The sequence below is a fragment of the Lunatimonas lonarensis genome (assembly GCF_000390185.1).
Taxonomy (GTDB): Bacteria; Bacteroidota; Bacteroidia; order Cytophagales; family Cyclobacteriaceae; genus Lunatimonas; species Lunatimonas lonarensis.
On the sequence record NZ_AQHR01000049.1, the window covers coordinates 99449 to 123222 of the forward strand.

The 23774-nt window shown below is 47.4% G+C and carries 17 protein-coding genes; 13 read left to right on the forward strand and 4 right to left on the reverse strand.

The genetic code is table 11. The features are described 5' to 3' along the window. Positions 1 to 33: 33 nt before the first annotated feature. Positions 34 to 1533: a M28 family peptidase gene (locus ADIS_RS07805; RefSeq protein ID WP_010853872.1), complete on the reverse strand. Its 1500-nt coding sequence runs from the start codon at positions 1531 to 1533 to the stop codon at positions 34 to 36. A gap of 203 nt (positions 1534 to 1736) precedes the next feature. Here ADIS_RS07805 and gcvP point away from each other — a divergent pair, with 203 nt between their 5' ends. From gcvP to ADIS_RS07820, 3 genes are all read left to right on the forward strand, one after another. Continuing rightward, on the forward strand, positions 1737 to 4622 hold the full coding sequence (gcvP, locus tag ADIS_RS07810; RefSeq protein ID WP_035805169.1) for an aminomethyl-transferring glycine dehydrogenase: 2886 nt from the start codon (positions 1737 to 1739) through the stop codon (positions 4620 to 4622). A 201-nt stretch (positions 4623 to 4823) separates the two neighbouring features. After that, the gene (locus ADIS_RS07815; protein WP_010853874.1) at positions 4824 to 7823 is read left to right on the forward strand and encodes a SusC/RagA family TonB-linked outer membrane protein; all 3000 of its coding nucleotides are present in this window, start codon (positions 4824 to 4826) and stop codon (positions 7821 to 7823) included. Positions 7824 to 7835: 12 nt separating this feature from the next. Next, positions 7836 to 9188, forward strand: a complete 1353-nt coding sequence (locus ADIS_RS07820) for a RagB/SusD family nutrient uptake outer membrane protein (protein WP_010853875.1) — start codon at positions 7836 to 7838, stop codon at positions 9186 to 9188. Positions 9189 to 9194: 6 nt separating this feature from the next. Here ADIS_RS07820 and ADIS_RS07825 read toward each other — a convergent pair whose 3' ends face one another. Then, the gene (locus ADIS_RS07825; RefSeq protein WP_010853876.1) at positions 9195 to 9905 is read right to left on the reverse strand and encodes a metallophosphoesterase; all 711 of its coding nucleotides are present in this window, start codon (positions 9903 to 9905) and stop codon (positions 9195 to 9197) included. A gap of 143 nt (positions 9906 to 10048) precedes the next feature. Here ADIS_RS07825 and carB point away from each other — a divergent pair, with 143 nt between their 5' ends. The 4 genes from carB to ADIS_RS07845 all read left to right on the forward strand — a co-directional run bounded on the left by carB (position 10049) and on the right by ADIS_RS07845 (position 15225). Then, positions 10049 to 12868 carry a carbamoyl-phosphate synthase large subunit gene (gene carB, locus ADIS_RS07830; protein ID WP_010853877.1) on the forward strand — a complete coding sequence of 940 codons (2820 nt, stop codon included), beginning with the start codon at positions 10049 to 10051 and terminating at the stop codon, positions 12866 to 12868. Positions 12869 to 13078: 210 nt separating this feature from the next. Beyond that, positions 13079 to 13330 carry a DUF4834 family protein gene (locus tag ADIS_RS07835; protein ID WP_010853878.1) on the forward strand — a complete coding sequence of 84 codons (252 nt, stop codon included), beginning with the start codon at positions 13079 to 13081 and terminating at the stop codon, positions 13328 to 13330. A 50-nt stretch (positions 13331 to 13380) separates the two neighbouring features. After that, a complete protein-coding gene (locus ADIS_RS07840) occupies positions 13381 to 13917 on the forward strand; it encodes a hypothetical protein (protein ID WP_010853879.1) in 537 nt (178 codons plus the stop codon). Positions 13918 to 14103: 186 nt separating this feature from the next. Beyond that, a complete protein-coding gene (locus ADIS_RS07845) occupies positions 14104 to 15225 on the forward strand; it encodes a hypothetical protein (RefSeq protein WP_010853880.1) in 1122 nt (373 codons plus the stop codon). 44 nt (positions 15226 to 15269) lie between these two features. Here ADIS_RS07845 and ADIS_RS07850 read toward each other — a convergent pair whose 3' ends face one another. After that, entirely contained in the window at positions 15270 to 16052 is a 783-nt protein-coding gene (locus ADIS_RS07850) for a hypothetical protein (RefSeq protein WP_010853881.1), read from the reverse strand. A 290-nt stretch (positions 16053 to 16342) separates the two neighbouring features. Between ADIS_RS07850 and ADIS_RS07855 the strand changes: the two genes are divergently transcribed. Continuing rightward, complete coding sequence (locus ADIS_RS07855; protein ID WP_010853883.1) at positions 16343 to 16918, forward strand: outer membrane beta-barrel protein; 576 nt, start codon at positions 16343 to 16345, stop codon at positions 16916 to 16918. A gap of 94 nt (positions 16919 to 17012) precedes the next feature. Here ADIS_RS07855 and ADIS_RS07860 read toward each other — a convergent pair whose 3' ends face one another. Continuing rightward, positions 17013 to 18650, reverse strand: coding sequence for a carbon starvation CstA family protein (locus tag ADIS_RS07860; protein ID WP_010853884.1), 1638 nt, complete (start codon positions 18648 to 18650; stop codon positions 17013 to 17015). A gap of 172 nt (positions 18651 to 18822) precedes the next feature. Here ADIS_RS07860 and ADIS_RS07865 point away from each other — a divergent pair, with 172 nt between their 5' ends. The 5 genes from ADIS_RS07865 (at position 18823) to ADIS_RS07885 (ending at position 23772) form a co-directional block, all read left to right on the forward strand. After that, entirely contained in the window at positions 18823 to 19863 is a 1041-nt protein-coding gene (locus ADIS_RS07865; protein WP_238325406.1) for a mechanosensitive ion channel family protein, read from the forward strand. A 94-nt stretch (positions 19864 to 19957) separates the two neighbouring features. Beyond that, entirely contained in the window at positions 19958 to 20800 is an 843-nt protein-coding gene (gene accD / locus ADIS_RS07870) for an acetyl-CoA carboxylase, carboxyltransferase subunit beta (protein WP_010853886.1), read from the forward strand. A gap of 128 nt (positions 20801 to 20928) precedes the next feature. Further along, positions 20929 to 22233, forward strand: coding sequence for an NADH:ubiquinone reductase (Na(+)-transporting) subunit F (gene nqrF / locus ADIS_RS07875; protein WP_010853887.1), 1305 nt, complete (start codon positions 20929 to 20931; stop codon positions 22231 to 22233). A gap of 93 nt (positions 22234 to 22326) precedes the next feature. Further along, a complete protein-coding gene (locus ADIS_RS07880) occupies positions 22327 to 23478 on the forward strand; it encodes a formimidoylglutamase (protein ID WP_010853888.1) in 1152 nt (383 codons plus the stop codon). A gap of 66 nt (positions 23479 to 23544) precedes the next feature. Further along, a complete protein-coding gene (locus ADIS_RS07885) occupies positions 23545 to 23772 on the forward strand; it encodes a cytochrome b5 domain-containing protein (protein WP_010853889.1) in 228 nt (75 codons plus the stop codon). Positions 23773 to 23774: the final 2 nt, after the last annotated feature.

Sequence of the window (23774 nt, forward strand, 5' to 3'; positions counted from 1 at the left end):
GTCGGTCGGGGCTTTCTGGTAAGAATTCGATCTTTAGCGATCTGTACGGGTATTTACACGGTCCACCGGTGTTCTATGCTCACGGTTTGCCAGATCCCATGCCGTATGAAAGATCAATCTTGCCCTTTTTTCCATCAATTCAAACTCAATCTTGTCCACCGTATCGGTAGGCTGATGGTAGTCGTCATGCACGCCATTGAAATAAAAAATCACAGGGATGTTGTGCTTGGCGAAATTATAATGATCCGAGCGGTAGTAAAAACGGTTGGGATCGTCTTCTGCATCGTATCGGTAGTCCAGGATCAGGTTTGAATAGGTGATGTTGTTGTATTCGCTTATTATTTTAAGCTGGGAAGACAGCATCTCAGATCCGATCACATAGATATAGTCCTGGTTCTCCTGATTCTCGTACTCGTAATCGATACGTCCCACCATGTCTATGTTCAGGTTGTTGATGGTGTTTTCGAGGGGGAAAATCGGGTTGTCCGTATAATACTCCGAGCCAAGCAGTCCCTTTTCCTCTCCCGTTACATTCAAAAACAACACTGATCTTCTGGGCCTAAAGCCATCCTTCGCGGCCAGTGCAAAGGCCTCCGCTATTTCCATTACGCTCACCGTACCGGATCCATCGTCATCCGCACCATTGTTGATCTCTCCCTTACTGTTTACGCCAACGTGGTCATAGTGGGATGAAATCACCAGCACCTCCTCTTTTTTGTCGGTACCTTCTATGTAGGCCATCACATTTTCCGTGTCTACCCAGTTTTTCTTTTTTGTCACCTGAAAGGTAGCCTGCTGCATTTTCACGGATTCGGGACTGCCTTTTGCCGCTTCTTTCAACTCCTCCACGGGCGTCTGAAAAAGCTCGGACATTTTATCTGAACTCACCATAAAAATGGGACGCTGATCTGTTGGCTTATCGAACCCTAACCTGCCCCGGCCTGACAATGATTTATACCTATTGGCCAAGCGATCGAAATTTGCCTGCCCCTCCATGGTGACGACGACGATGCCGGCGGCTCCTTTTTCCATTATCTTGTCTGCAAAGGAGGCGGTTCGCTCACCGATCGCCCAAAGTCCCACCAACTTTCCGTTTACGTCAACCTTTGCGAGATTCTCATCAGTAGCCAAGCCCAAGAACACCAGGTCCACCTTGGAGGGCCTTCTCATATCTCCATCGCCGATGAATACAAAATCTTCGTTTTCAACCAGTTTTTTTCTTCCTACCTGAAGGGATACGTTGGTCCAAAGCACACTCGAAAGCTTAAACTTCTGAAAATAGTCCCCGTCAACCGGCCCTTTAAGATCCAGTGACCGATAAAAATCCCTAAGGTACTCCGCCGCAAGTTTCTGCCCTTTTTCTCCTGTATCCCGGCCTTCCAACTCATCCGAAGCCAAATACGTCAGGTGCCTCTCCAGGTCCTCCACCAAAATCGTGGACGCATACTTTACCGGATCGGCCAGCTGTGCGCTTGCACTAAATGACATAAACAGGGCGATCACACACCCTAATACATACTTATTTTTTACCATTACTAATTTGGGGGTTTAATTGGAACCTATTTCGAGGTTAATCACTTACTTTTTCAGGATGCAAGATGCCAAAATTGGTGAAACCAAAACACTTGCGATTTGCATGTGGAAACAATCTTTCCGATTATTTATTTTCTAACTTTGTGCCTTCAATTTGGGAACCAAGATGACAGCCGTCAAAATTAATCATATTTTCCGCTTCTATGAAAATTAATCTACACCCATCCACTAAATTCCTCCACAGACACATAGCTCCTTCTACGGAAGACGTTCAAAAAATGTTGGACCGGATCGGTTCTTCATCCCTGGACGAGCTTATCGATCAAACGATCCCCAAGCATATCCAACTGGAAAAACCCTTACGCCTACCGGATGCGCTGTCAGAAGATGACTTCTTGAAGAAATTTCACAAATTGGCCAAGAAGAACAAAGTTTTTAGATCCTTCATCGGTCTGGGCTATCATGACACGATCGTGCCGGGTGTCATTCTCCGTAATATCATGGAGAATCCAGGCTGGTACACCGCTTACACTCCCTATCAGGCAGAGATCGCCCAAGGACGACTGGAGGCACTGATCAACTTCCAGACGGTTGTCGTGGACCTTACTGGAATGGAACTTGCGAATGCCTCCCTTTTGGACGAAGGAACCGCCGCAGCCGAGGCCATGACCATGCTGTTTGCCTCCCGGCCCCGGTCCAAAAAACAGGCCAATACCTACTTTGTTGACGAAAAGGTTTTTGCCCATACACGTGACCTTCTCTGGACCCGAGCGCTGCCTCTGGGGATTGAACTGAAAATTGGCCCATTGTCCGAGTTGGATCTTACCGATCCAGGGCTTTATGGGGTCATGATACAATATCCAAATGCCGACGGCGAAGTGATCGACTATACTTCTCTCGTGGCCAGCGCAAAAGAACAAGAGGTTATGACTGCCTTTGCGGCGGACTTGCTAAGCCTTACGCTATTGAAATCTCCTGGAGAGATGGGGGCGGATGTCGTGGTAGGAACCACCCAGCGGTTTGGGATCCCAATGGGATTCGGCGGGCCCCATGCAGCATTTTTTGCAACAAAAGACGCGTTCAAACGCCAAATTCCGGGCAGAATCATCGGTGTATCTGTGGATAAGGCCGGAAAACGAGCCTACCGAATGGCCCTTCAGACCAGAGAGCAACATATCAAAAGGGAAAAAGCCACTTCAAACATTTGTACCGCCCAGGTGCTGCTGGCGGTCATGGCAGGCATGTATGCCGTATATCACGGCCCAAAAGGTCTGAAAGAAATTGCCTCCAAAATACATGGGCTGGCCGTGTTAACTGCTAGCGGGCTGAAGGGTCTGGGGCTGAATGTGGCAAACGACGCATTTTTCGACACCATCAAGATTCCCGTGAAGCCCTCGCTTATGGAGAAGGTGCGTGCCTTTGCCCTTTCCCAAAAGATGAACTTCCGATACGACGAAGAGTCCATCGTCATTGCTTTTGACGAAACCAAGGGCATACAAGACGTGCGAGATATTTTGGACGTTTTTGCAAAAAGCATCCAAGGCTCCTCCTTGGTAGCGCTTGATACGGATGCTGAACTGATGTCGCCTCTTCCCGATCAACTTATACGGCAAAGTGCCTACTTGACGCACGAGGTATTTAATCGGTACCATGCAGAGCACGAAATGCTCAGGTACATAAAACGGCTTGAATCAAAAGACCTCTCGTTGGTACATTCCATGATTTCGTTGGGCTCCTGCACCATGAAACTGAATGCCACAGCCGAAATGATCCCCGTAACCTGGCCGGAATTTGGACAACTGCACCCCTACGCCCCCCAAGATCAGGCAGCCGGGTACTATGAGCTTTTTCACGACCTTCGTAATTGGCTAAATGAGATAACTGGATTTGCCGACACATCACTCCAGCCCAACTCGGGTGCCCAAGGCGAGTATGCCGGATTGATGGTCATTCGGGCTTATCACCACCACCGAAACGAAAGCCACCGTGACATTGTGTTGATTCCCACATCAGCCCATGGTACAAACCCGGCTTCGGCTGTGATGGCCGGCATGAAAGTAGTCCTTGTGCCCTGCGACGACAAAGGAAACATTGACCTGGCATCCCTTCAGGAGAAAGCAGAGGCCCATAAAGACAACCTGGCGGGACTCATGGTGACCTATCCATCTACCCATGGTGTTTTTGAGGAAGCCATCCAAGAGATATGCCAGACGATCCACGACTTTGGGGGCTTGGTCTACATGGATGGGGCCAATATGAACGCGCAGGTAGGCCTGACCAGCCCTGGGCGTATCGGTGCCGATGTTTGCCACCTGAACCTTCACAAGACCTTCTGTATACCCCATGGCGGTGGGGGCCCCGGTATGGGGCCTATCTGCGTAGCAGAACACCTAAAGCCATTCCTACCGGGAAACACCTTTGTAAGTACTGGTGGGGACCATGCCATTTCAGCTATTTCGGCTGCTCCCTTCGGAAGTGCGAGCATCCTTCCTATTTCTTATGCTTACATTGCCATGATGGGTGGAGAAGGGCTGACCATGGCCACCAAGATTGCGATACTAAACGCAAACTATATCAAGTCCAGACTGGAAAGCCATTATCCTATCCTTTATACAGGCAAACAAAATCGTGCGGCGCATGAAATGATCCTAGACTGCCGGAGTTTTAAGGATTTTGGGATCGAGGTGGAGGATATAGCCAAGCGACTGATGGATTATGGATTCCATGCACCGACCGTTTCCTTTCCCGTGGCTGGAACCTTAATGGTAGAACCCACCGAATCGGAATCCCTCGCTGAACTGGACCGGTTCTGTGATGCCATGATCGCTATCCGCGACGAGATCAGGGAAATAGAATCCGGAATCTTCCCCAAAGACTCCAATGTACTTAAGAACGCACCCCATACCGCAACCATGGTCATAGCTGAAAACTGGGACCTGCCCTATTCAAGGGAAAAAGCAGCCTTCCCGTTAGATTATGTAAGGGAAAGCAAATTTTGGCCGTCGGTACGTCGGATCGATTCGGCCTACGGCGACCGAAACCTGATTTGTAGCTGTGTACCGGTAGAAGCCTACGCAGATTCGGAGTAACCAGTTTTTTCCCCTGACCAAAAAGAGGGCTTTTCCTGTGGGAGAAGCCCTCTTTTTTTGCCGTTTATCCTCAAAAAGAAGGTGCACTTAATCAATAAATAGACCTTTATATCAATAATTAAATCAGATATTTTCATATTAATTTTTTTTTGAATACTTTCGGACACACAAATTATATAAACCAATTTAACTATCATCTCTATGAAGCAAATCATTCTACTATTTGCCCTAATAGTCTTTACGCAAGGGTGGAGCTATGGGCAATCAGAAGTTACGGGAAAGGTTCTATCCAACGAGGACCGGCAGCCCCTGCCCGGGGTGAGTATCATGGTAAAAGAGACAGGCACCGGGGTGGTGACTGATGTAGACGGAAACTTTAGGATCAACGTACCTGCGGCCGGCAGAACGTTGGTTTTTTCGTTTATAGGGATGGCTACGCAAGAGGTGACGATCGGAAATCAAACCCGATTCGAAATTTCTTTGCGGGAAGAACAAAAAAGTCTTGATGAAGTGGTCGTGGTCGGGTACGGTACCATGGACCGAAAACGCCTAACCAGTGCGGTCAGCTCTATAAGCAGCGACCAGATTGAGAAGGATCCGCTCCCATCGCTGACCCAAGCTATTCAGGGAAAAGCGGGTGGAGTTCAGGTCACACAAAACTCCGGAACACCTGGCGGTGGGATCAGTATCCGGGTTCGGGGAACGACGTCGATAAACGCTAGTTCCGAGCCGCTGTACGTGATAGACGGGGTACCTGTAAACAGTAGCACAAACTTCATTGGAGGCCAGGATTTCAACTTTGGTGGTGCCGATCAGGGTATCAACATCCTAGCTTCTATCAACCCAAGCGATATCGCTTCCATTGAAATCCTAAAAGACGCAGCAGCCACAGCAATCTACGGTGCAAGGGCGTCCAATGGAGTGGTACTTGTTACGACCAAGAGGGGCCGTGCGAATGAAAGCCGGGTGAGCGTCAATGCTTATGCAGGGTTTTCCGAGGTTCCTAGGGAACGGTGGCTGCAGTTTATGAATTCAGAGGAATACGTAGATTACATCACCGACCTGTGGAGTTTCAGACCACAGGGAGGATCTCCGCTTCCTGCCTTACTGGACACGTCTATCGATACCGATTGGCAGCGTGAAACGTTCCGAACAGCCGCCATCCAAAACTACGAAGTATCGGCAACAGGCGGTAGCGACAAAACCCAATATTACACCTCATTTGGCTATTACAACCAAGAGGGGACGATCAAAAACTCGGGATTCCATCGGTACAGCTTCCGGCTTAACCTGGATCACCAACACAGTGACCGGGTGCAGTTCAATGCCAATGTAAACCTGACCAACTCATTCAACCGTCGGATTCAAGAGGAGAACTCCCGATCCGCGCCGATCAGAAACGGATTGGTGACTCCCCCTACAATACCCGTCAGAGATGCTGCCGGAAACTGGGCTTTTGATCCGCAGGTAACTTCCCGTGAAAACCCGGTCGCTTGGCTTACGCTTCCAACCAACACTGCGGAAAACCTTCGGATTTTGACCAATGCAGGCTTGACCTACAAAATCACGAAAGACTTGGTGTTTAAGACCAATTTCGGGGTAGACTTGAGCACGATTGAAGAAAACTTCTTCTTGCCCCCGAACGGCGTAGTTTTCAATCAAGGCATAGGACTAGGCGGTAGCCGGATCACCAAAGACCAATTGTGGCTGAACGAAAATTATTTCCAGTTCCAGAAAGAGCTAAACGAAAACAACCGAATCGATGCGATCTTAGGTATGTCTGTGCAGGAATCCCAGTTTTCGTTTACGGATGCCCGACGATCGAATTTCCCCTTTAATGAGATCCCCATCATCAGTGCCGGAGGTATCATTACCGGCGCGAACGCGACTGTACAGGAATGGAGTATCCTGTCGTATTTCTCCCGTGTGAATTATAGCATCCAGGACAAATACTTGTTTACGGCAAACTATCGAATCGACGGATCGTCTCGATTTGGAGCTCTTAACCGGTACGGACATTTCCCATCTGTCGCCTTCGCGTGGAGAATGGGGGATGAAGATTTCCTTCGGGGCAACGGTGTGGTTGAAAACCTGAAATTTAGAACCAGTTGGGGCTTGTCCGGAAACCAAGAGATCCCGAACTACGTGAATCAGATTCTGTTCTCCGGTGGGCAGGTATATAACCAACAGCCGGGATTTCTCCCCAATGTGTATGGAAGCGGTGAATTGGGCTGGGAGACGACAGAGCAAATAAACTTGGGCGTTGACTTCTCTCTTTTCAACAACCGCATCAGTGTATTGGCTGATTATTACGTAAAAAACACCCGTGATTTGCTGATTCGGGTTCAAATCCCCCGAACCTCCGGCTACATGAATACCTTCACCAACTTGGGTGAAATCCAAAACCGGGGCTTTGAGTTTGAACTCAAATCAAGAAACATGACGGGAGAGTTTATTTGGAACACCTCGTTGAACATGACCTTCAACCGAAACGAAGTGATGTCCCTTCCGGAGGGAGATATCCTTGGAGGTATAGGCAACTTCAACATTGCTAGAGAGGGCTTGCCGCTAGGTTCCTTTTTTGGCTGGGTAATGCATGGCGTCAACCCAGAAAACGGTTTGATCGACTTCGAGCGGATCGATGGAACCTTAGGGCCTCCAACAAGACAACAGGACAGGCAAATAATCGGTAATCCCAACCCCCGTCTCTTTGGAGGGATCACCAACGACTTTTTCTACAAAAATTTCGACTTCAGCGTAATGGGTCAATTTGTGGGCGGGGTCGAGTTGTATAACTACACCGCCTTCTACCGGTTTTCAGGCTTCAACCTTAGTGGAAACGGCGACAGGGCTTGGACCCGGAGATGGCGTCAGCCAGGTGATATTACCGACGTACCTCGTCCATCACCAGGCAGCTTGGATAACGCGGCGGTATCTACCAGATGGGTTGAAGACGGCTCTTTCTTCCGGCTTAGAAACATTACCTTGGGTTACACGCTCCCCAATACGATTACCGACAGGTTGAAGATCAACAATATGCGGATATATACCACCGTACAGAATGCCTTTGTCTTTACTTCCTATACCGGATATGACCCGGAAGTAAACGCAATGTCCAGTGATGGTATTGCCTATGGTACCGACCACAGCAATTACCCACAACCACGAATTTTTACCGGAGGTATCAACATCACATTCTAAGACCCAACTGACATGAAGAATATAAAATTAGCAATAGTAGGATTCTTATTGGCGGCAGGGTTTTCTTCCTGCGACGAATTCATCGAAAAGCAGCCAATCGACCAACTTAGCCAGGCTACGTTTTTCGCTGACGAGGCTACCACCCGGACAGCGATCATAGGTGCGTACAGAAGTATGACCACCAGTGCAAGCTATGGGCAAGCCTTTATTGTCATTCCTGAGTTCGCTGCTGGAAACATGGCCCATATCTCCAGCTTCCCGGAGTATGTAGAATTCCAGAATTTCAACATCCGAATCGACAATCCATGGACATTGAACATTTGGACAGCCTCGTACAACACCATCAATGCGGTGAACAATATCATTGCATTTGCGCCACGCATAGCGGGTTTTAGCAACAACACAGCACTGCAGAACCTAGTACGGGAAGCCAGGTTTATCCGGGCACTTTCTTACTTCAACCTGGTAAGGAGCTGGGGAGATGTACCACTGATTTTGGAGCCCACTACCCAGCAGACCACAAGTGCAGATCTGAGGGTATCCAGGAATGCCGCATCGGACGTATATGCCGCCATTATCGCAGACCTTACCCAGGCACTTGACTTGCCACTAAATGCCAGCGGAACCGCAAAAGGACGAGCAAATGGCATGGCTGCCAGAGCTCTTCTGGCGAAAGTGCAATTGTATGCGGGCAACTTTGCTCAGGCCGCCCAACTGGCGGAAGAAGTCCTGGCAAATGGTGCTTATGGCCTAGTGGAAAATTTTGCAACTATTTGGACTACGGAAAATTCATCCGAATCCCTGTTTGAGCTTCAATTTGATCAACAAACACCCAATACCTTTGTGACAAACGCCAATCCCTTATCGAGGCAGGAGTTCTTCGCCAGAGGTGCCGCCGAAGATGTTTTTGAGGCAACAGATCTTCGTAGATCGTTCACGGTCAGAAGGGCATTGGACGTGGCTGGCAACGAGCAATTCTACGTAGGAAAGTACCGGAATTTCAACCCCCCAACCCAAAACGTGCCGATTTTAAGGCTAGGTGAAGTTTACTTGATCCACGCAGAAGCTCGTGCAAAAGCAGACGGAAACGTAAGTGCAGGAGCCTTGGCGAGCCTAAATGCCATACGGCAGCGAGCAGGTATCAGCCCCGTTGCCAACCCTGGTTCGGTGGATGCCTTCACCAGAGAGGTTCAACTGGAAAAACGGAGGGAAATGATGTTCGAGTTTGAAACCTGGTTTGACCTTACCAGAACAGGGCTTGCGACGGAGATATTGGGGGTTCCTTCACAACAACGGTTTGTTTTCCCCATACCTCAGCTAGAACTTGATCTAAATCGAAATTTGGTGCAGAATCCCGGATATTAATTTCACTTATTTTGTAAAAAGTGCGTAGGCCAAATGGTCTACGCGCTTTTCATATATGTCCCTGGGATCGGTTGGTATATTTATTTCCTCCAATACTACTCCAGAAGCGTCCATCTTGATCCCTGTAAGGCAAATCCCCCGAAATGCCCCCGTATCCACATTCCATGAAGGTGGGCTTTCCGTAAACGCCGCCTTGCCACCGATCTGGGGTGTATGACCAATCACCTGGATTTTTCCTACATCGCGAAGAGTACCCCGGTTCCACAAAACTCCCTGCCGGTTCTCTTCATCAAACGGATTCTCAGTGAAAGAAACACCGGCATGGGACACCAACACATGTTGGTTCTCCCAGACAAGTCCCCTCTCCTCCAACCAGCCTCGCCAGGAAAGAATATCCAACACTGCCTCTGCAAACCCCAGCAAGGTTTCCCTGCCGCCATTTACAATCCAATGATCCCGTGGGTCTTTGCCTTGGAGGAATTTGATCATCATGAGTTCATGATTCCCCTTCAAAAAGACCACTCCATCGGGATGGGTCAACTCCAAATTTCGGGAAGTTTCTAAGCATTTATGGCTATATCGCCCCCGGTCTACCAAGTCTCCCACCTGAATCAGTAGCTCTGTATCAGGTTCCCAGTGTCCAAGCAAGGCCGAATAGGTGTGCCAACAACCGTGTACGTCTCCTATAATGAACAGATTCTTTTCCTTGTCAACCATGGTATATCTCCGGTTGGCACGACTTGACCCTAGCACCACTTAATGTCAGGGATTTGACGGCTGTACCGTGAATGTTTCAATATTTTGGTTAATTTTGCACCAATTTAGCCAGAAGTAACTTCTACTCAAAACCTAATTTTAGCATGCCTAAAGACAGCAGCATCAAACATGTACTGATTATCGGAAGTGGGCCCATCATTATTGGACAAGCCTGTGAGTTTGACTATTCGGGCTCCCAAGCCGCAAGATCGTTGAGGGAAGAGGGGATTATCGTTACCCTAATCAACTCCAACCCGGCTACGATCATGACCGATCCGGTAACAGCCGACAATGTTTATCTCCTTCCTTTGGAAAAAAAATCGATCGTCAAGATCCTCAAAGATCACCCCGATATCGATTGCGTGCTCCCCACCATGGGAGGCCAAACTGCCCTCAATCTAGCCATCGACTGCGATAAGGCAGGAATCTGGAGCAAATTCAATGTCAGAATGATCGGCGTAGACATAGATGCTATCGAGACTGCCGAAAACAGGGAAAAATTCAAGGCCCTCATGGAACGTCTCAATGTAGACGTCTGCGTAGGGCGAACTGCCACTTCCTTCCTCCAAGGCAAGGAAATTGCCCAGGAGATCGGCTTTCCATTGGTCATCCGCCCATCCTACACGCTTGGCGGAACGGGGGGTGGTTTTGTGGACAAACCGGAAAACTTCGAAAAGGCGTTGATGGCCGGGCTACAGGCATCCCCTACCCACGAGGTGTTGGTGGAGCAAAGCATTCTTGGCTGGAAAGAATATGAACTGGAGGTACTTCGGGACTCTATAGGAAATATGGTGGTCATCTGTTCGATCGAGAATTTTGACCCCATGGGCGTGCATACAGGCGACTCCATCACGGTGGCACCCGCCATGACGCTGCCGGATCCGGTGTACCAGCGAATGAGGACACTCGCCATCAAGATGATGAACGGCATCGGTAATTTCGCAGGTGGTTGCAACGTTCAGTTTGCCGTTAGCCCAGACAACGAAACCATTATTGGAATCGAGATCAATCCTCGGGTTTCCCGCTCCTCTGCACTCGCGTCCAAAGCTACCGGATACCCGATCGCTAAGGTGGCCGCAAAACTCGCCATCGGTTACAACCTCGATGAGCTCAAAAATTCAATTACCGGGAGCACCTCGGCCTTTTTTGAACCCGCCATTGACTATGTGATCGTAAAAATCCCCCGTTGGAACTTTGACAAATTTAAAGGTGCTGACCGTAGGCTGGGGCTCTCCATGAAAGCCGTAGGAGAGGTGATGGGGATAGGTAGAAACTTTCAGGAAGCACTTCAAAAAGCCTGTCAATCACTGGAAATAAAAAGAAGTGGACTGGGTGCTGATGGCAAAGAACTTCGCAACCAGGAAGAAATTCTTTACAGCCTCGCCAATCCAAGCTGGAACCGTCTATTTCACGTCTACGATGCGTTCAAGCTGGGGATCTCTTTTCGTACGATCCAAGACCTGACCAAAATCGACAAGTGGTTCCTGAAGCAAATCGAAGAACTCGTCCATTTGGACATAAAGATAGCCGAACATACCCTAGCCACCTTACCCTTCGAGCTGATGAAACTCGCAAAGCATAAGGGATATGCGGACCGTCAGATTGCCCACTTGGTGGGATGTCTCGAAAGTGAGGTGTTCCACAAACGACGGGAAGAAATGGGTATCAAGCGGGTCTATAAATTGGTCGACACCTGTGCGGCCGAGTTTGAAGCCCAGACACCCTATTACTATTCGAGTTTTGGAGAGGAAAACGAATCCCTGCCCTCTGACAGAAAGAAGGTAGTGGTCCTTGGATCCGGCCCGAATCGTGTGGGACAGGGGATCGAATTCGACTATTCCTGCGTACATGGGGTATTGGCTGCAAAAGAGAGCGGTTTCGAAACCATTATGATCAACTGCAATCCCGAGACGGTATCAACAGACTTCGACATTGCTGACAAACTGTACTTCGAACCGGTCTTTTGGGAACACATCTACGAAATCATCCTGCACGAGAATCCGATTGGTGTAATCGTCCAATTGGGAGGTCAGACGGCACTCAAGCTCGCCGAAAAGCTCGATAAATATGGTATTCCTATCATAGGCACCAGTTTTGAGGCACTTGATTTGGCCGAAGACCGAGGAAGGTTTTCGACCTTACTCAAAGAAAACGAGGTACCCTATCCCGAGTTTGGCACCATCCACAATACCGACGAGGCACTCGAACTCTGCAAGCGGATAGGCTTTCCCCTTCTCGTAAGGCCATCCTACGTGTTGGGTGGGCAGGGCATGAAGATCGTCATTAACGAAAAGGAACTGGAGGAACATGTGGTCAATGTACTGCGTGATATCCCGAACAATGAGATCTTGCTGGATCACTTTCTGGAAGGCGCCATTGAAGCAGAAGCCGATGCAATCTGCGACGGAGAAAATGTGTACATCATCGGCATTATGCAGCATATTGAGCCGGCGGGAATACATTCCGGTGACTCTTATGCCGTACTCCCTCCCTATAATCTGGGAGATTATGTCATGAGGCAGATACAGACCTACACCGAAAAAATCGCCCTTGCGCTGAGAACAAAAGGATTGATAAATATACAATTCGCCATCAAAAACGATATCGTGTATGTGATCGAGGCTAACCCAAGGGCTTCACGTACCGTACCATTTATCTGTAAAGCGTACGGCGAGCCTTATGTAAACTATGCTACCAAGGTGATGTTGGGCGTGAATAAGGTAACAGATTTTCAGTTTAACCCGACCAAAAAAGGGTATGCAATCAAGGAACCGGTATTCTCCTTCCACAAGTTCCCGAACGTAAACAAGGAATTAGGGCCGGAGATGAAGTCTACCGGTGAGGGCATCTACTTTATAGATGATCTTATGGACGATTATTTCCTTAAAATCTACTCGGAAAGAAACATTTACCTTAGTAAGTAACCTAACAGGGAGCAGTGGGGATTTTTTCACTGCTCCCTGTTTACCATCAATAAATACCCACCGCTGGGAAACGTTTTTGGAGCTTTCACGTGTTATTTATTTCGAAAGGCCTCAATTTTGGTTAACTTGATACCTAAAATAGTCTTTATGCCCGGACGTCTTTATACAGGTTCCCATTGACCCCGGACATATCGGATTAAATACAAACGCATGATTCTCAAACTAATCATATTCTTTATTGCCATTGGATGGGTTCTTTCCAGTTTGGTAAAGTTCTTTCTAAGAAGTAAGCTGAAACAGTTCGTAGACCAAGTAAATGAAACCCAACGTGCCGAAGCCAGCAGAAGAACAAGGCCAAAGGATGGCAACGTGAACGTCGATTACGTTCCTAAAGGACGTAACTCCTCAGGAGGCAAGGGCCAAGGAGGCGAGTATATTGATTACGAAGAAGTTAAAGATTAAATCGACACCTGTTTGTCCTTTTTGATTTTTTGGTTAGATTTATCCCATAAATGAAACGGGGGGTCTCCATACTGTTGCTTTTTTGTTTTTTTTTGTACCACTTTGGGTACTACGTATTCTATTTTGCCTACCAGCACTACCTAGAAGCTCAGTGGAGACAAAATATCACTTTGGAAGAAACCGATAACCATTCCGTTCTGGAGATTCCGATGCGGATTCCTTACCTAATCGATAACAAGGATTTTCACGAGACCAATATTCCTTTTGTGTTGGAAGGTGTTGCCTATCGAGGTATTAAAAAAAGGTTTGTGAACGATGCATTTCAACTGGTCTACGTCCCTGACCACGCAAAAATCAAGTTGGATTTAACCCTAAGAAGCTGGGTGATGTCGTTGGTACCGAACGAAGCGCAAGACCCTTCCAAAGAGGTGATGATAACATCCTCTTTTATAAAAGACTACCTGCCACCACAGCCACCCTTCTCTTTTGACAGGTTACCCGTAGGCGATACTATCGATAATTCCCTTTTTTTGACTTCTTTCAAGTACATAGATCTAGAAGTGACATCCCCTCCTCCCAAGTCTTAGATTTAGCGTGATTCCTTTTTCTATATACGAAAAAGAGCCCTAGCTGTTGAACATCCAATAGCTTGTTATTAATGCATTTGTGCCAAGCATGGCCGGCAGCAAAACCCGCTGTTGCCGACAATTCTCCTATTAGGATCCGCGGCAATATGCATCCAATCTATTCCTCTACAACTAATTTCATCCATTGTGAAAACCTATACTTATATCCTCGTGCTCGTAGCGAGCATATGCCTGTATGCCATTGAGCTGTCTGCTCAGGGCTGCGTTGCCATCCGGCAATTTTCCGGCGTGGGCAACTCGTTAAACCAAGGAGAGATCCTACAAAGGGGAGACTTCAATGTCGCTTTAAACTACCGGTATTTCAGGTCATTTCGGCATTTTCGTGGCACCCACGAAGAGCCCGACCGCATAGCCAACAATACCGAAGTCATCAACTGGTCCCATTCTGTAGATATCAATCTTAGCTATGCACTAACTGACCGGTTTTACCTTTCCGGATCCCTACCATTTGTTTACAATGAACGCAGCTCACTCTATGAGCATGGGCGAAACTCCAGACACATGAGTTATTCGGGCGGTATTGCCGATGTACGATTGGGTGTTGGGTACTGGCTTTTTGAAGGCGAAAAAGCCAAAAATGGAAACATGGCTGTAGGAGCAAGTATCAAGCTGCCTACCGGAAACTATCGGGCAAGTAGCACTTTCTACAACGTGGGGCCGGAAGGAAGGCCGGAGGTACGTCCGGTTGACCAATCCATACAACCTGGTGATGGAGGCGTTGGGTTGATTTTGGATACACAGGGGCTTCGTTTTCTCAATAATGGCTTTATCGTATACTATGATGGGTTCTACCTCATCAATCCGAGAGAAATGAATAGGACTAGAACCTTCCGCGAGACCCTCAACCCAATACTGGCCAACGAAGCCATCATGGCAGTACCCGACCAATATGCATTCAGGGCAGGCGTTTTCAAGTCTGTCGTCGCGCACTCTCTTGGGGTTTCGCTCGGAGGCAGAGTGGAGGGTGTGCCGGTACGTGACTTGATCGGTGGCAACGAGGGCTTCAGACGTCCGGGATATGTAGTTTCGGTTGAACCGGGAGCCAGCTATATGGTCAAAGACCTAACCCTTAGCCTTAATGTCCCTGTGGCGCTTATCAGAAACCGAACACGTAGCGTCACGGATATTGCCGCTTCTACCTCAAGCAATATGCGGCATGGGGATGCTGCCTTCGCAGACTACCTGATCAATGTGGGCGTTGCATGGCGGATAAACAAAAAGGAGCCCTCGTTATTTGATATCCGATAAACAACACAATTTCACCGGTTTTCTGATTATGAAAACCGGTGAATTCAACGCCCCCCATTTGCTCTTAAATCGTTCCGGCATTTTACGTCCAATGGAGGTATGGTTGCGTTGACCATGCCCAGTACCCGATGGGTTTCGACGGCCCAAAACATAAGACAAGAAGAATTGTCGCAATGAAAGTGGTTTTCCTCATCTTCATGGTCTTCAACCATATCTGTACCGTTATTGACCAATCCCATAAGATGGCCCAACTCATGCAAAACAATCGTGCTCTCTAACAGTGCTCTCCCCGGCCGCCTGATAATACCCGAATTTTCCACAATCCTTCTCCCAAATAAAACCATACTCGTACTCTGGTAAGCCGCTCCCAACGCAAAGGTATCCTCGTCATCCCGGGAGAAGTAACCGTCTACGACCAGAAGAAAAACCGTTAATATATTTCGTTCGTTGTACCGCTGCCTATGCTCGCGTTCCAGGGCCAACAGCTCTTGGACAGTATAACTTTGCTGACCAAGCGCCGGAATCTCGCGTTCACGAAAAATAACCCCGTCCGGCTTGTGCGTGTATGTCTCCAAAAACGAAACCATCTCGCCCAGCATTTGATTGGTAGGGCGAAAACCCTCCATGTATACCACCTCTATCTCCAAACGGGTGAAACGATCGGCGGAAAGTAGCTGGTTGGCGAGTTGCCCGACCGCCCTCCTGGCCGCAGGCTCCCCCAAAAATGGATCCTCCGTAATCCGATCCCTGTCCACCATACAGGAGACAGCAAATAAAAGCACCGACCCCATCTGAACCCACCAAGCAAGTAATCGTATTCTCCCCATCTGCTACGTTTTGTTTATGATCCATAACGCATAAGTACTTAAAAAAATTAAACATCCCATAAACAAAATTTTGGCAATCGCCTTAAAATCCCCTGTCAGCAAAAAACTCCTCTCAATCAACCCTGCCCGATGGACAATAATAGCTAAAAAAAACGTTAATTTATCGTTTGAAAGGTCATCTTGCACCAAATGGTCAGGCCGTCAACCGAATTTCCAATCCATTTCAAATACAGACGGGACGACGGGGTCTTTCATGATCGTTACGTAACATCGATTAACCCACGAAAAATATGAAAAACTATTTCTTTGTATTGACCTTTTCGCTTCTTTCCCTAGCGTCTCAGGCGCAGGTATTTTCGGTTGGCCCCAAGTTTGGAGTTTCCCAGGGAGATGTACGGGTTTCGAATGGATTTCAGGGAGATGATTCAAAAATGGGCTATCACTTGGGTGCCTATGCGCGGATAAATCTACCTGTTATCTACCTGCAACCGGAAATACTATATACCAACACCGGAGGATCTTTTAGCGACAACACATTCAACTACGATGTAAGCTTCGACCGATTGGATATACCGTTGATGGTCGGCATAAGAATGGGTTCCGTATTCCGCATCCAGGCCGGCCCGGTGGCCTCCCACCTTCTGAACAGCAACGTGCAAAGCGATCCTGCCCAAGCAACCCTCGCTCCAAAAGCAGAGGATTTCACGTTCGGATTCCAGGCTGGGATCGGCTTCGATATAGGAAACTTCCTTATGGATTTAAAATACGAGGGAGGTGTAACCAGATCTGTCGCAAGCATATCGCAACTCCAAACTGACCAGCGTCAAAATCAACTAATTCTCTCACTCGGTTTCAGGCTGTTCTAGCCTTTTTAACGAGCACTGAGCATCTGATTTGAGAGAGCAGATCGCTACAGGAAGGTATGCTATGCCAATTGCCGGACATTGAAAGTGCCTGACGTCAACTCTTTGCCATTTCCGTGGGTTTTAGTTCCTTTGTCAAGCTTTTTTTGGCCAAAAATATCAGGGCAAAGGATAACACGAACAAAATTGCCGCTATCACCGACAGCGTATAGGATTCCTGTCTGAAGTTGTTCCAAGCAAATAGACCCAGTGAACTTAGCGTTACAGTGAACATAAAGAACATGGGAATCGTGACAAAAGTCGGATTCACTTTTTTCCGGATCAGCCATACCGAAATGGTCAGCAATGCGAGAGCCGCCAAAAGCTGATTGGCCGATCCGAAAATAGGCCACAGCGTAGAGAATCCTCCGCTTTGGAGAAGCACCACGGAAAGTACTACTACCACGAAGGTAGATAGATACCTATTTTGGGAAATTTTTTTCCCAACTGGGTGTGTCACGTCTTCGAAATACTCCTGCAATGTAAACCTCGCCAAACGGGTACACGTATCCAAGGTTGTGAGCGCAAAGGCTGAAACCGTAAGTGCCACAAAACCTACCGCAAAGGTTTGATTTACGCCCATGGCAGATATAATTGCACCCAGACCGTCGGCAAACAAGGGAACAGGCCCTTGATCGGCCAGCCTGGTCATATAATCCGAACGGGAGAGGACGATTACTGCACCCACCGAAATAATCGCCAAGAAAGACTCTATAAGCATCCCCCCATAGCCTACAAGCTTGACATCTTCCTCTCGATCTATCTGCTTTGACGTAGTACCGGAAGCAACGAGGGAATGGAATCCAGAAATCGCCCCACAAGCAATGGTGACAAACAAGACTGGAAATATAAAGCCCAAGGTTTCGCTGGACACGTGGATTTCCGTATCCATCACAATGGTAGGATTTGCGACAAACACTCCTATCACAGCAGCTAAGATCAACCCATATAACAAAAAGCTATTGAGGTAGTCCCTAGGCTGTAACAGCATGGACACCGGGGCAACAGAGGCAATGAATGCGTAGGCCAACAGCACATAGATCCAAGACTGATACTCCAAGGCAAAGGGAATCTGCATCCCAACATACACAAAAAAATACATCAGGATCACACCCATCACGGTGATGATTGCAAAGGCGGATTTTTTGTGTGCACTTCGCTTATTCACAAATCCGAACGCCACCGCCAAGAGGATAAACAAGATCGAAGCGGAAGCCACGCCCGGGTTGTTGATAAAGGTCTTGGCAATGATATCCGCAAAGACGGCAATGATCAAAATCAGCGTTGAAAAGCTAAATAGGATAAAAAGCCGCTTCCCGCTCTTTCCTATGTTGTTCTGAATGATTACACCGATTGATTTGCCATCATTCCTCAGCGACGCCACCATGCTGCCCAAATCATGCACGGCACCAAAAAATATACCCCCAAGCAGAATCCAAATTACCGCGGGAATCCATCCAAAGGTAATGGCGATAATGGGTCCTACAATCGGCCCGGCACCTGCTATCGAGGCGAAATGATGCCCCAAAACGACGATAGGCTTACTCGGAATATAATCTACCCCATCATTAAGACGATGTGACGGAGTGATATTGTCATTGGTTATTTTAAACTTTTTGAACACATACTTACCATAGGTAAAGTAGGCACCGGTCAGAATTACAGCCGATAATACAAAAAGATAGGTTAATTGCATGGTTTTTGGTAGAAGTTAGGTCGCCATAAGGCGATTTGAACACGGTCATGTAGAAAACACGACTAAAGATAGGCAGAAATACCGTTCGTAGGCCTGTCGAGAAAAAATTTCTTTCCATTCTTTTACCCCGTCCAACCAACCATTTGATATGACGCAGGAAAAACTAATCTTCATGCTAACCATCTTGGCCTCTTTACTGGCCAGCCACCTGTTACTGTATTTGTTCTTTAGACGGCTTGCCTCGTTTTTCTATAAGCCGACCACCGACAAAGGAAAAAGAGCCCTGAGAAAACTTGGGTTTTCGTTGAAATGGGGATTGTTCTTTGTGATCTTTCCCTTGGCAGAGCGTTATTTCTCCCCCGACGACATGGATTACCTTAGGCATCATCCGTTGTTTTCCGTGCTCTTTGTCGTAAACCTGACGTGGATTCTCGTGGAGCTGTCCAATGTAGTCAGGCATCGGATATTGGAAAGTTTTGATTTTGGCAAAAGCGACAACCTGAAAGAACGCCGAATGATCACCCAATTGGATTTTATCCGCAAGGTCTTTGTGATCGTGGTGGTGGTCATTGCCTCTGCGAGCATACTGATGCAATTTGAATCCGCACGGAACATCGGTGCCGGGTTGCTGACATCAGCGGGAATACTCGGTATCATCGTAGGTTTTGCAGCGCAAAAATCCATCGCAAATTTACTGGCAGGATTTCAGATTGCCTTTACCCAACCTATTCGCCTGGATGATGTGGTCGTGCTGGAGGGCGAGTGGGGCAAGATCGAAGAAATCAACCTCACCTACGTAGTGGTCAAGATTTGGGATCAGCGGAGATTGGTGCTCCCCATCACTTATTTTTTGGAAAAGCCATTTCAAAACTGGACAAGGACAACGGCAGATATATGGGGGACTGTCTTTTTATACGTAGACCATACCATTCCGATCGAGCCATTGAAACAACATCTAAAGGAACTGCTGGACTCAAGCCCCCTTTGGGATGGGAAGGTGCAGGTACTTCAAGTAACAGACATACGGGAGCGAACAGTCGAGCTCCGCTGCCTTATGAGTGCCCGCGATAGCCCTGGTGCCTTTGATCTGAGGTGCTTCGTGAGGGAAAAAATGCTTGATTTCATCCAGAGGAACTATCCAGAATCCCTTCCAAAAACAAGAATCTCATTGGAAAAGGAGCAAACCGTCTCCGGACAACTGGCACAACCCTAGAAAAATGGTTTCCTTTGTGAGAATTTTATTTAACCGATATTACGCATAAATTTGTGTTCGCTAAAAAGAGACTTCGTCCCTAAACACCCTACTAATGGCTTGGTTTAAAAGAAAAGACGCTGGCATCAAAACTTCCACTGAGGAAAAAAAAGATACCCCTGATGGGCTTTGGTATAAAACCCCAAAGGGTAACATCATCCACACCAGAGAGCTAAAAAACAACTCCTATGTGTGCCCCGATGACGAATACCATGTAAAAATCGGCTCAAAAGAATATTTTGAGATACTTTTTGATGAAAACAAGTACACAGAGCTCGATGCGGGGATGACCTCCGGAGATCCCCTTCGCTTTGTCGATACCAAGGCCTACACTACCCGAATAAAGGAAACAATCGCTAAAACAGACCTTAAAGATGCGGCACGTTCCGCTGTGGGAAAACTTAACGGCACTGAAATCGTAATCACCTGTATGGATTTCAATTTCATCGGTGGATCGATGGGTTCAGTGGTTGGGGAAAAGATCGCCAGGGCAATAGACTATGCATTAAAGCACAAGGTGCCTTTTTTGATGATCTCCAAGTCGGGTGGTGCACGGATGATGGAGGCGGGGTTTAGCCTTATGCAAATGGCAAAGACCTCTGCCAAGTTGGCTCAGCTCGATGACGCAGGCATACCCTATATTTCACTCCTCACTGACCCAACCACAGGAGGGGTAACAGCCTCCTATGCGATGTTGGGTGACTTCAACATTGCAGAACCGGGGGCTTTGATTGGCTTTGCAGGGCCCCGTGTGATCCGGGAGACGATAGGAAAAGACCTGCCCAAAGGTTTCCAAAGTTCCGAGTTTGTATTGGAACATGGTTTCCTTGACTTTATCATCGACCGACGACAGTTGAAAAACAGATTGAGCACTTTGCTAAACCTATTGAAAAATTAACAGTTTAAATCGGTAGGGATAAAGCGTCCTAAAATTTGGAATAAAGTAAAGGTGTTAAGCGATTATTGAATATATTTGCAATCGTTTAATCCGGATTTGTCGTACTGAAAAGAAAAAAACATCGTTAAATGAGTTCAGTAATCATTACCTCGATCGTAGCATTTACGTTGATTATTTTGCTACTTGTGTTCATCCTTCTTTTTGCCCAGTCCAAGCTAGTCGCCTCTGGAGATGTGAAAATCATCATCAACGGAGACGAAAAAAACCCAATCATAGCCTCGGCAGGATCCACGCTGCTGAATACCTTGGGAAACAAGAAAATATTTCTCCCTTCAGCCTGTGGCGGCGGCGGAACCTGCGCCATGTGTAAATGTACAATAGAAGATGGCGGAGGAGAGGTGCTTCCTACGGAGGTCGGTCATCTTAGTAGAGCCGAGCAGCAAAGTAAAGTTAGGCTTTCATGCCAAGTGAAAGTTAAGAACGACATGCGCATCCGTATTCCAGAAGAAATCTTTGGAATCAAAAAATGGGAGTGCGAAGTGGTATCCAACTACAACGTTTCCACTTTCATCAAAGAGTTTGTAGTAAAATTACCCGAGGGTGAAATTCTTGAGTTTGAACCGGGAGGATACATACAAATTGACGTACCGGCAATCACAGTTAATTACAAGGATATTGATATTACGCCTCACCCAGATCTTGGTCACCCACAGGAAGTGTACAAGAGCGATTGGGATAAATTCGGTCTTTGGGATTTGGTGATGAAAAATGATGAGCCGTTGTTCAGGGCTTACTCAATGGCCAATCACCCAGCTGAGGGAAATATCGTCATGCTGACCATCCGTATTGCAACGCCACCATGGGATAGGGCCAACAACAGATGGATGGATGTTAACCCAGGCGTTTGTTCTTCCTATGTGTTTGGCAGAAAACCAGGTGACAAAGTAACGATATCAGGCCCATATGGTGAATTCCACATAAATCCAACTCAACGGGAGATGGTATACATAGGTGGAGGTGCGGGCATGGCCCCATTAAGGTCTCATTTGTTCCACCTTTTCCACACTGAAAAATCCAACCGAAAAGTATCTTATTGGTACGGTGGTAGGTCAAAGAAAGAGCTCTTCTACGTAGAGCATTTCCGTGAGATTGAAAAGGACTTCCCGAACTTCAACTTCCATATTGGACTCTCAGAGCCTCTCCCCGAAGACAACTGGAAAGTAAAGGAATCCTTGGACGATAAAAATGGCGATGGTTACGTTGGATTTATCCATCAGGTATTGTATGACAACTACCTCAAATTCAAGGATGAGCCAGACGAAATCGAGTTTTATCTTTGCGGTCCTCCATTGATGAATGCCGCAGTGCTCAAGCTGTTGGATGATCTGGGTGTACCGAATGAAAATATTCGCTTCGACGACTTTGGAGGATAATACAAAAAGTCCCGCAGGTAGCGGGACTTTTTTCGTTATATCGGTTGATTTTCCCTATTTTTGATTAATAACACAGGCAACAACCCCAACAGAATGGATCTAAAGATATTTTTCGAACCACTTCCTGAAGCTTTGTACCTTCAACCTAGATCACATAATGCCTTTTTCGAGGGGATAAATTGCCACGGAGAACATTTCCCAAGTCTACAAGGAATCCAACTGGCGATAATCGGACTGGAGGAATACAGAGGCTCAGAAGGACTGCCTAACGGCCCCGAATCAGCCTACGCGGTACGAGAAAAACTGTATCGCCTGAAAAAAGGGCAAGGACTCTATAAAATAGCGGACCTGGGTACGCTCAGATCGGGAGAAACCCAAAAGGAAACCTGCCAACTTATCCGTTCCATCGGCGAGTTTCTCATCAACCAAGAGATATTGCCCATCTTTATAGGAGGCTCGCACGACCTGGATTTTGGCCAATACCTCGCCTATGAAAAAATGCGAAAGATGATAAGTGTACTAACCGTAGATGCCAAAATGGACATGGAGGACAACGGTACCGCAGCGCAAACCCATTCCCAACAAATCGTACTTCACCGTCCCAACTTTATCTTTAACTACTGCCATCTTGCCTACCAAAGCTTCCTTACCGACACCGATTTGGTAGCCACCCTCGAAAAACTGTATTTTGATCACGTTAGACTCGGCAAGCTTCGGGACAACTTCCAGGAAGTCGAGCCGTTGATTCGGAATGCAGACATGGTGAGTTTTGATTTATGTGCAGTAAAATCAACAGACGCTCCGGGAGCTATAGACGGCCAGCCCTTTGGCATGACTTCTGAAGAAGCCTGCCAAGTAAGCTGGTTTGCAGGCACCAATGAGAAACTAAGCTCGGTAGGCTTCTATGGGTATCATAGCAGCCTTGACGACGCACGCTACAGCACAGCATCCGTATTAGCTACGATGGTATGGTATTTCATCGAGGGATTTTATCAACGTAAGGACAGCCTTTCATTCAAAAGCAGCGACTATACCATGTACACTGTCTCCATGGATGCTTCGCCTTCCATGCTGCACTTCTACAAAAGCAACCGAAGCGGAAAATGGTGGATGGAAGTACCGGTGGCCGATATGGGAAAATTTGGAGATCATACGATCATACCCTGTAGCTACGAGGATTACCAGGTGGCATTGCGTGGCGAAATCCCCGAGCGATGGGTAAATGCCCAACTGAAGCTCCCTTGAGGGTGAAATTTCTGAAAACCTCCTAATCTTTTTGTAAATTATCTATCTTTGAGGGATCATCTGCCTATGAAAATCCTAACGAAAAGCCAACTATCTCTTTATAACGGACAGGATAAGCCTGAGATTTATGTTGCGTTCAATGGGCTGGTATACGATGTAAGCAAGTCCAGGCTTTGGAGAAACGGGAAACACTACGAACACTGGGCAGGTCAGGATTTGACCAATGAACTGACAGATGCCCCACACACAGCGCATGTGTTTGATAAATTTGAACCCATCGCATACCTCAAATAAAT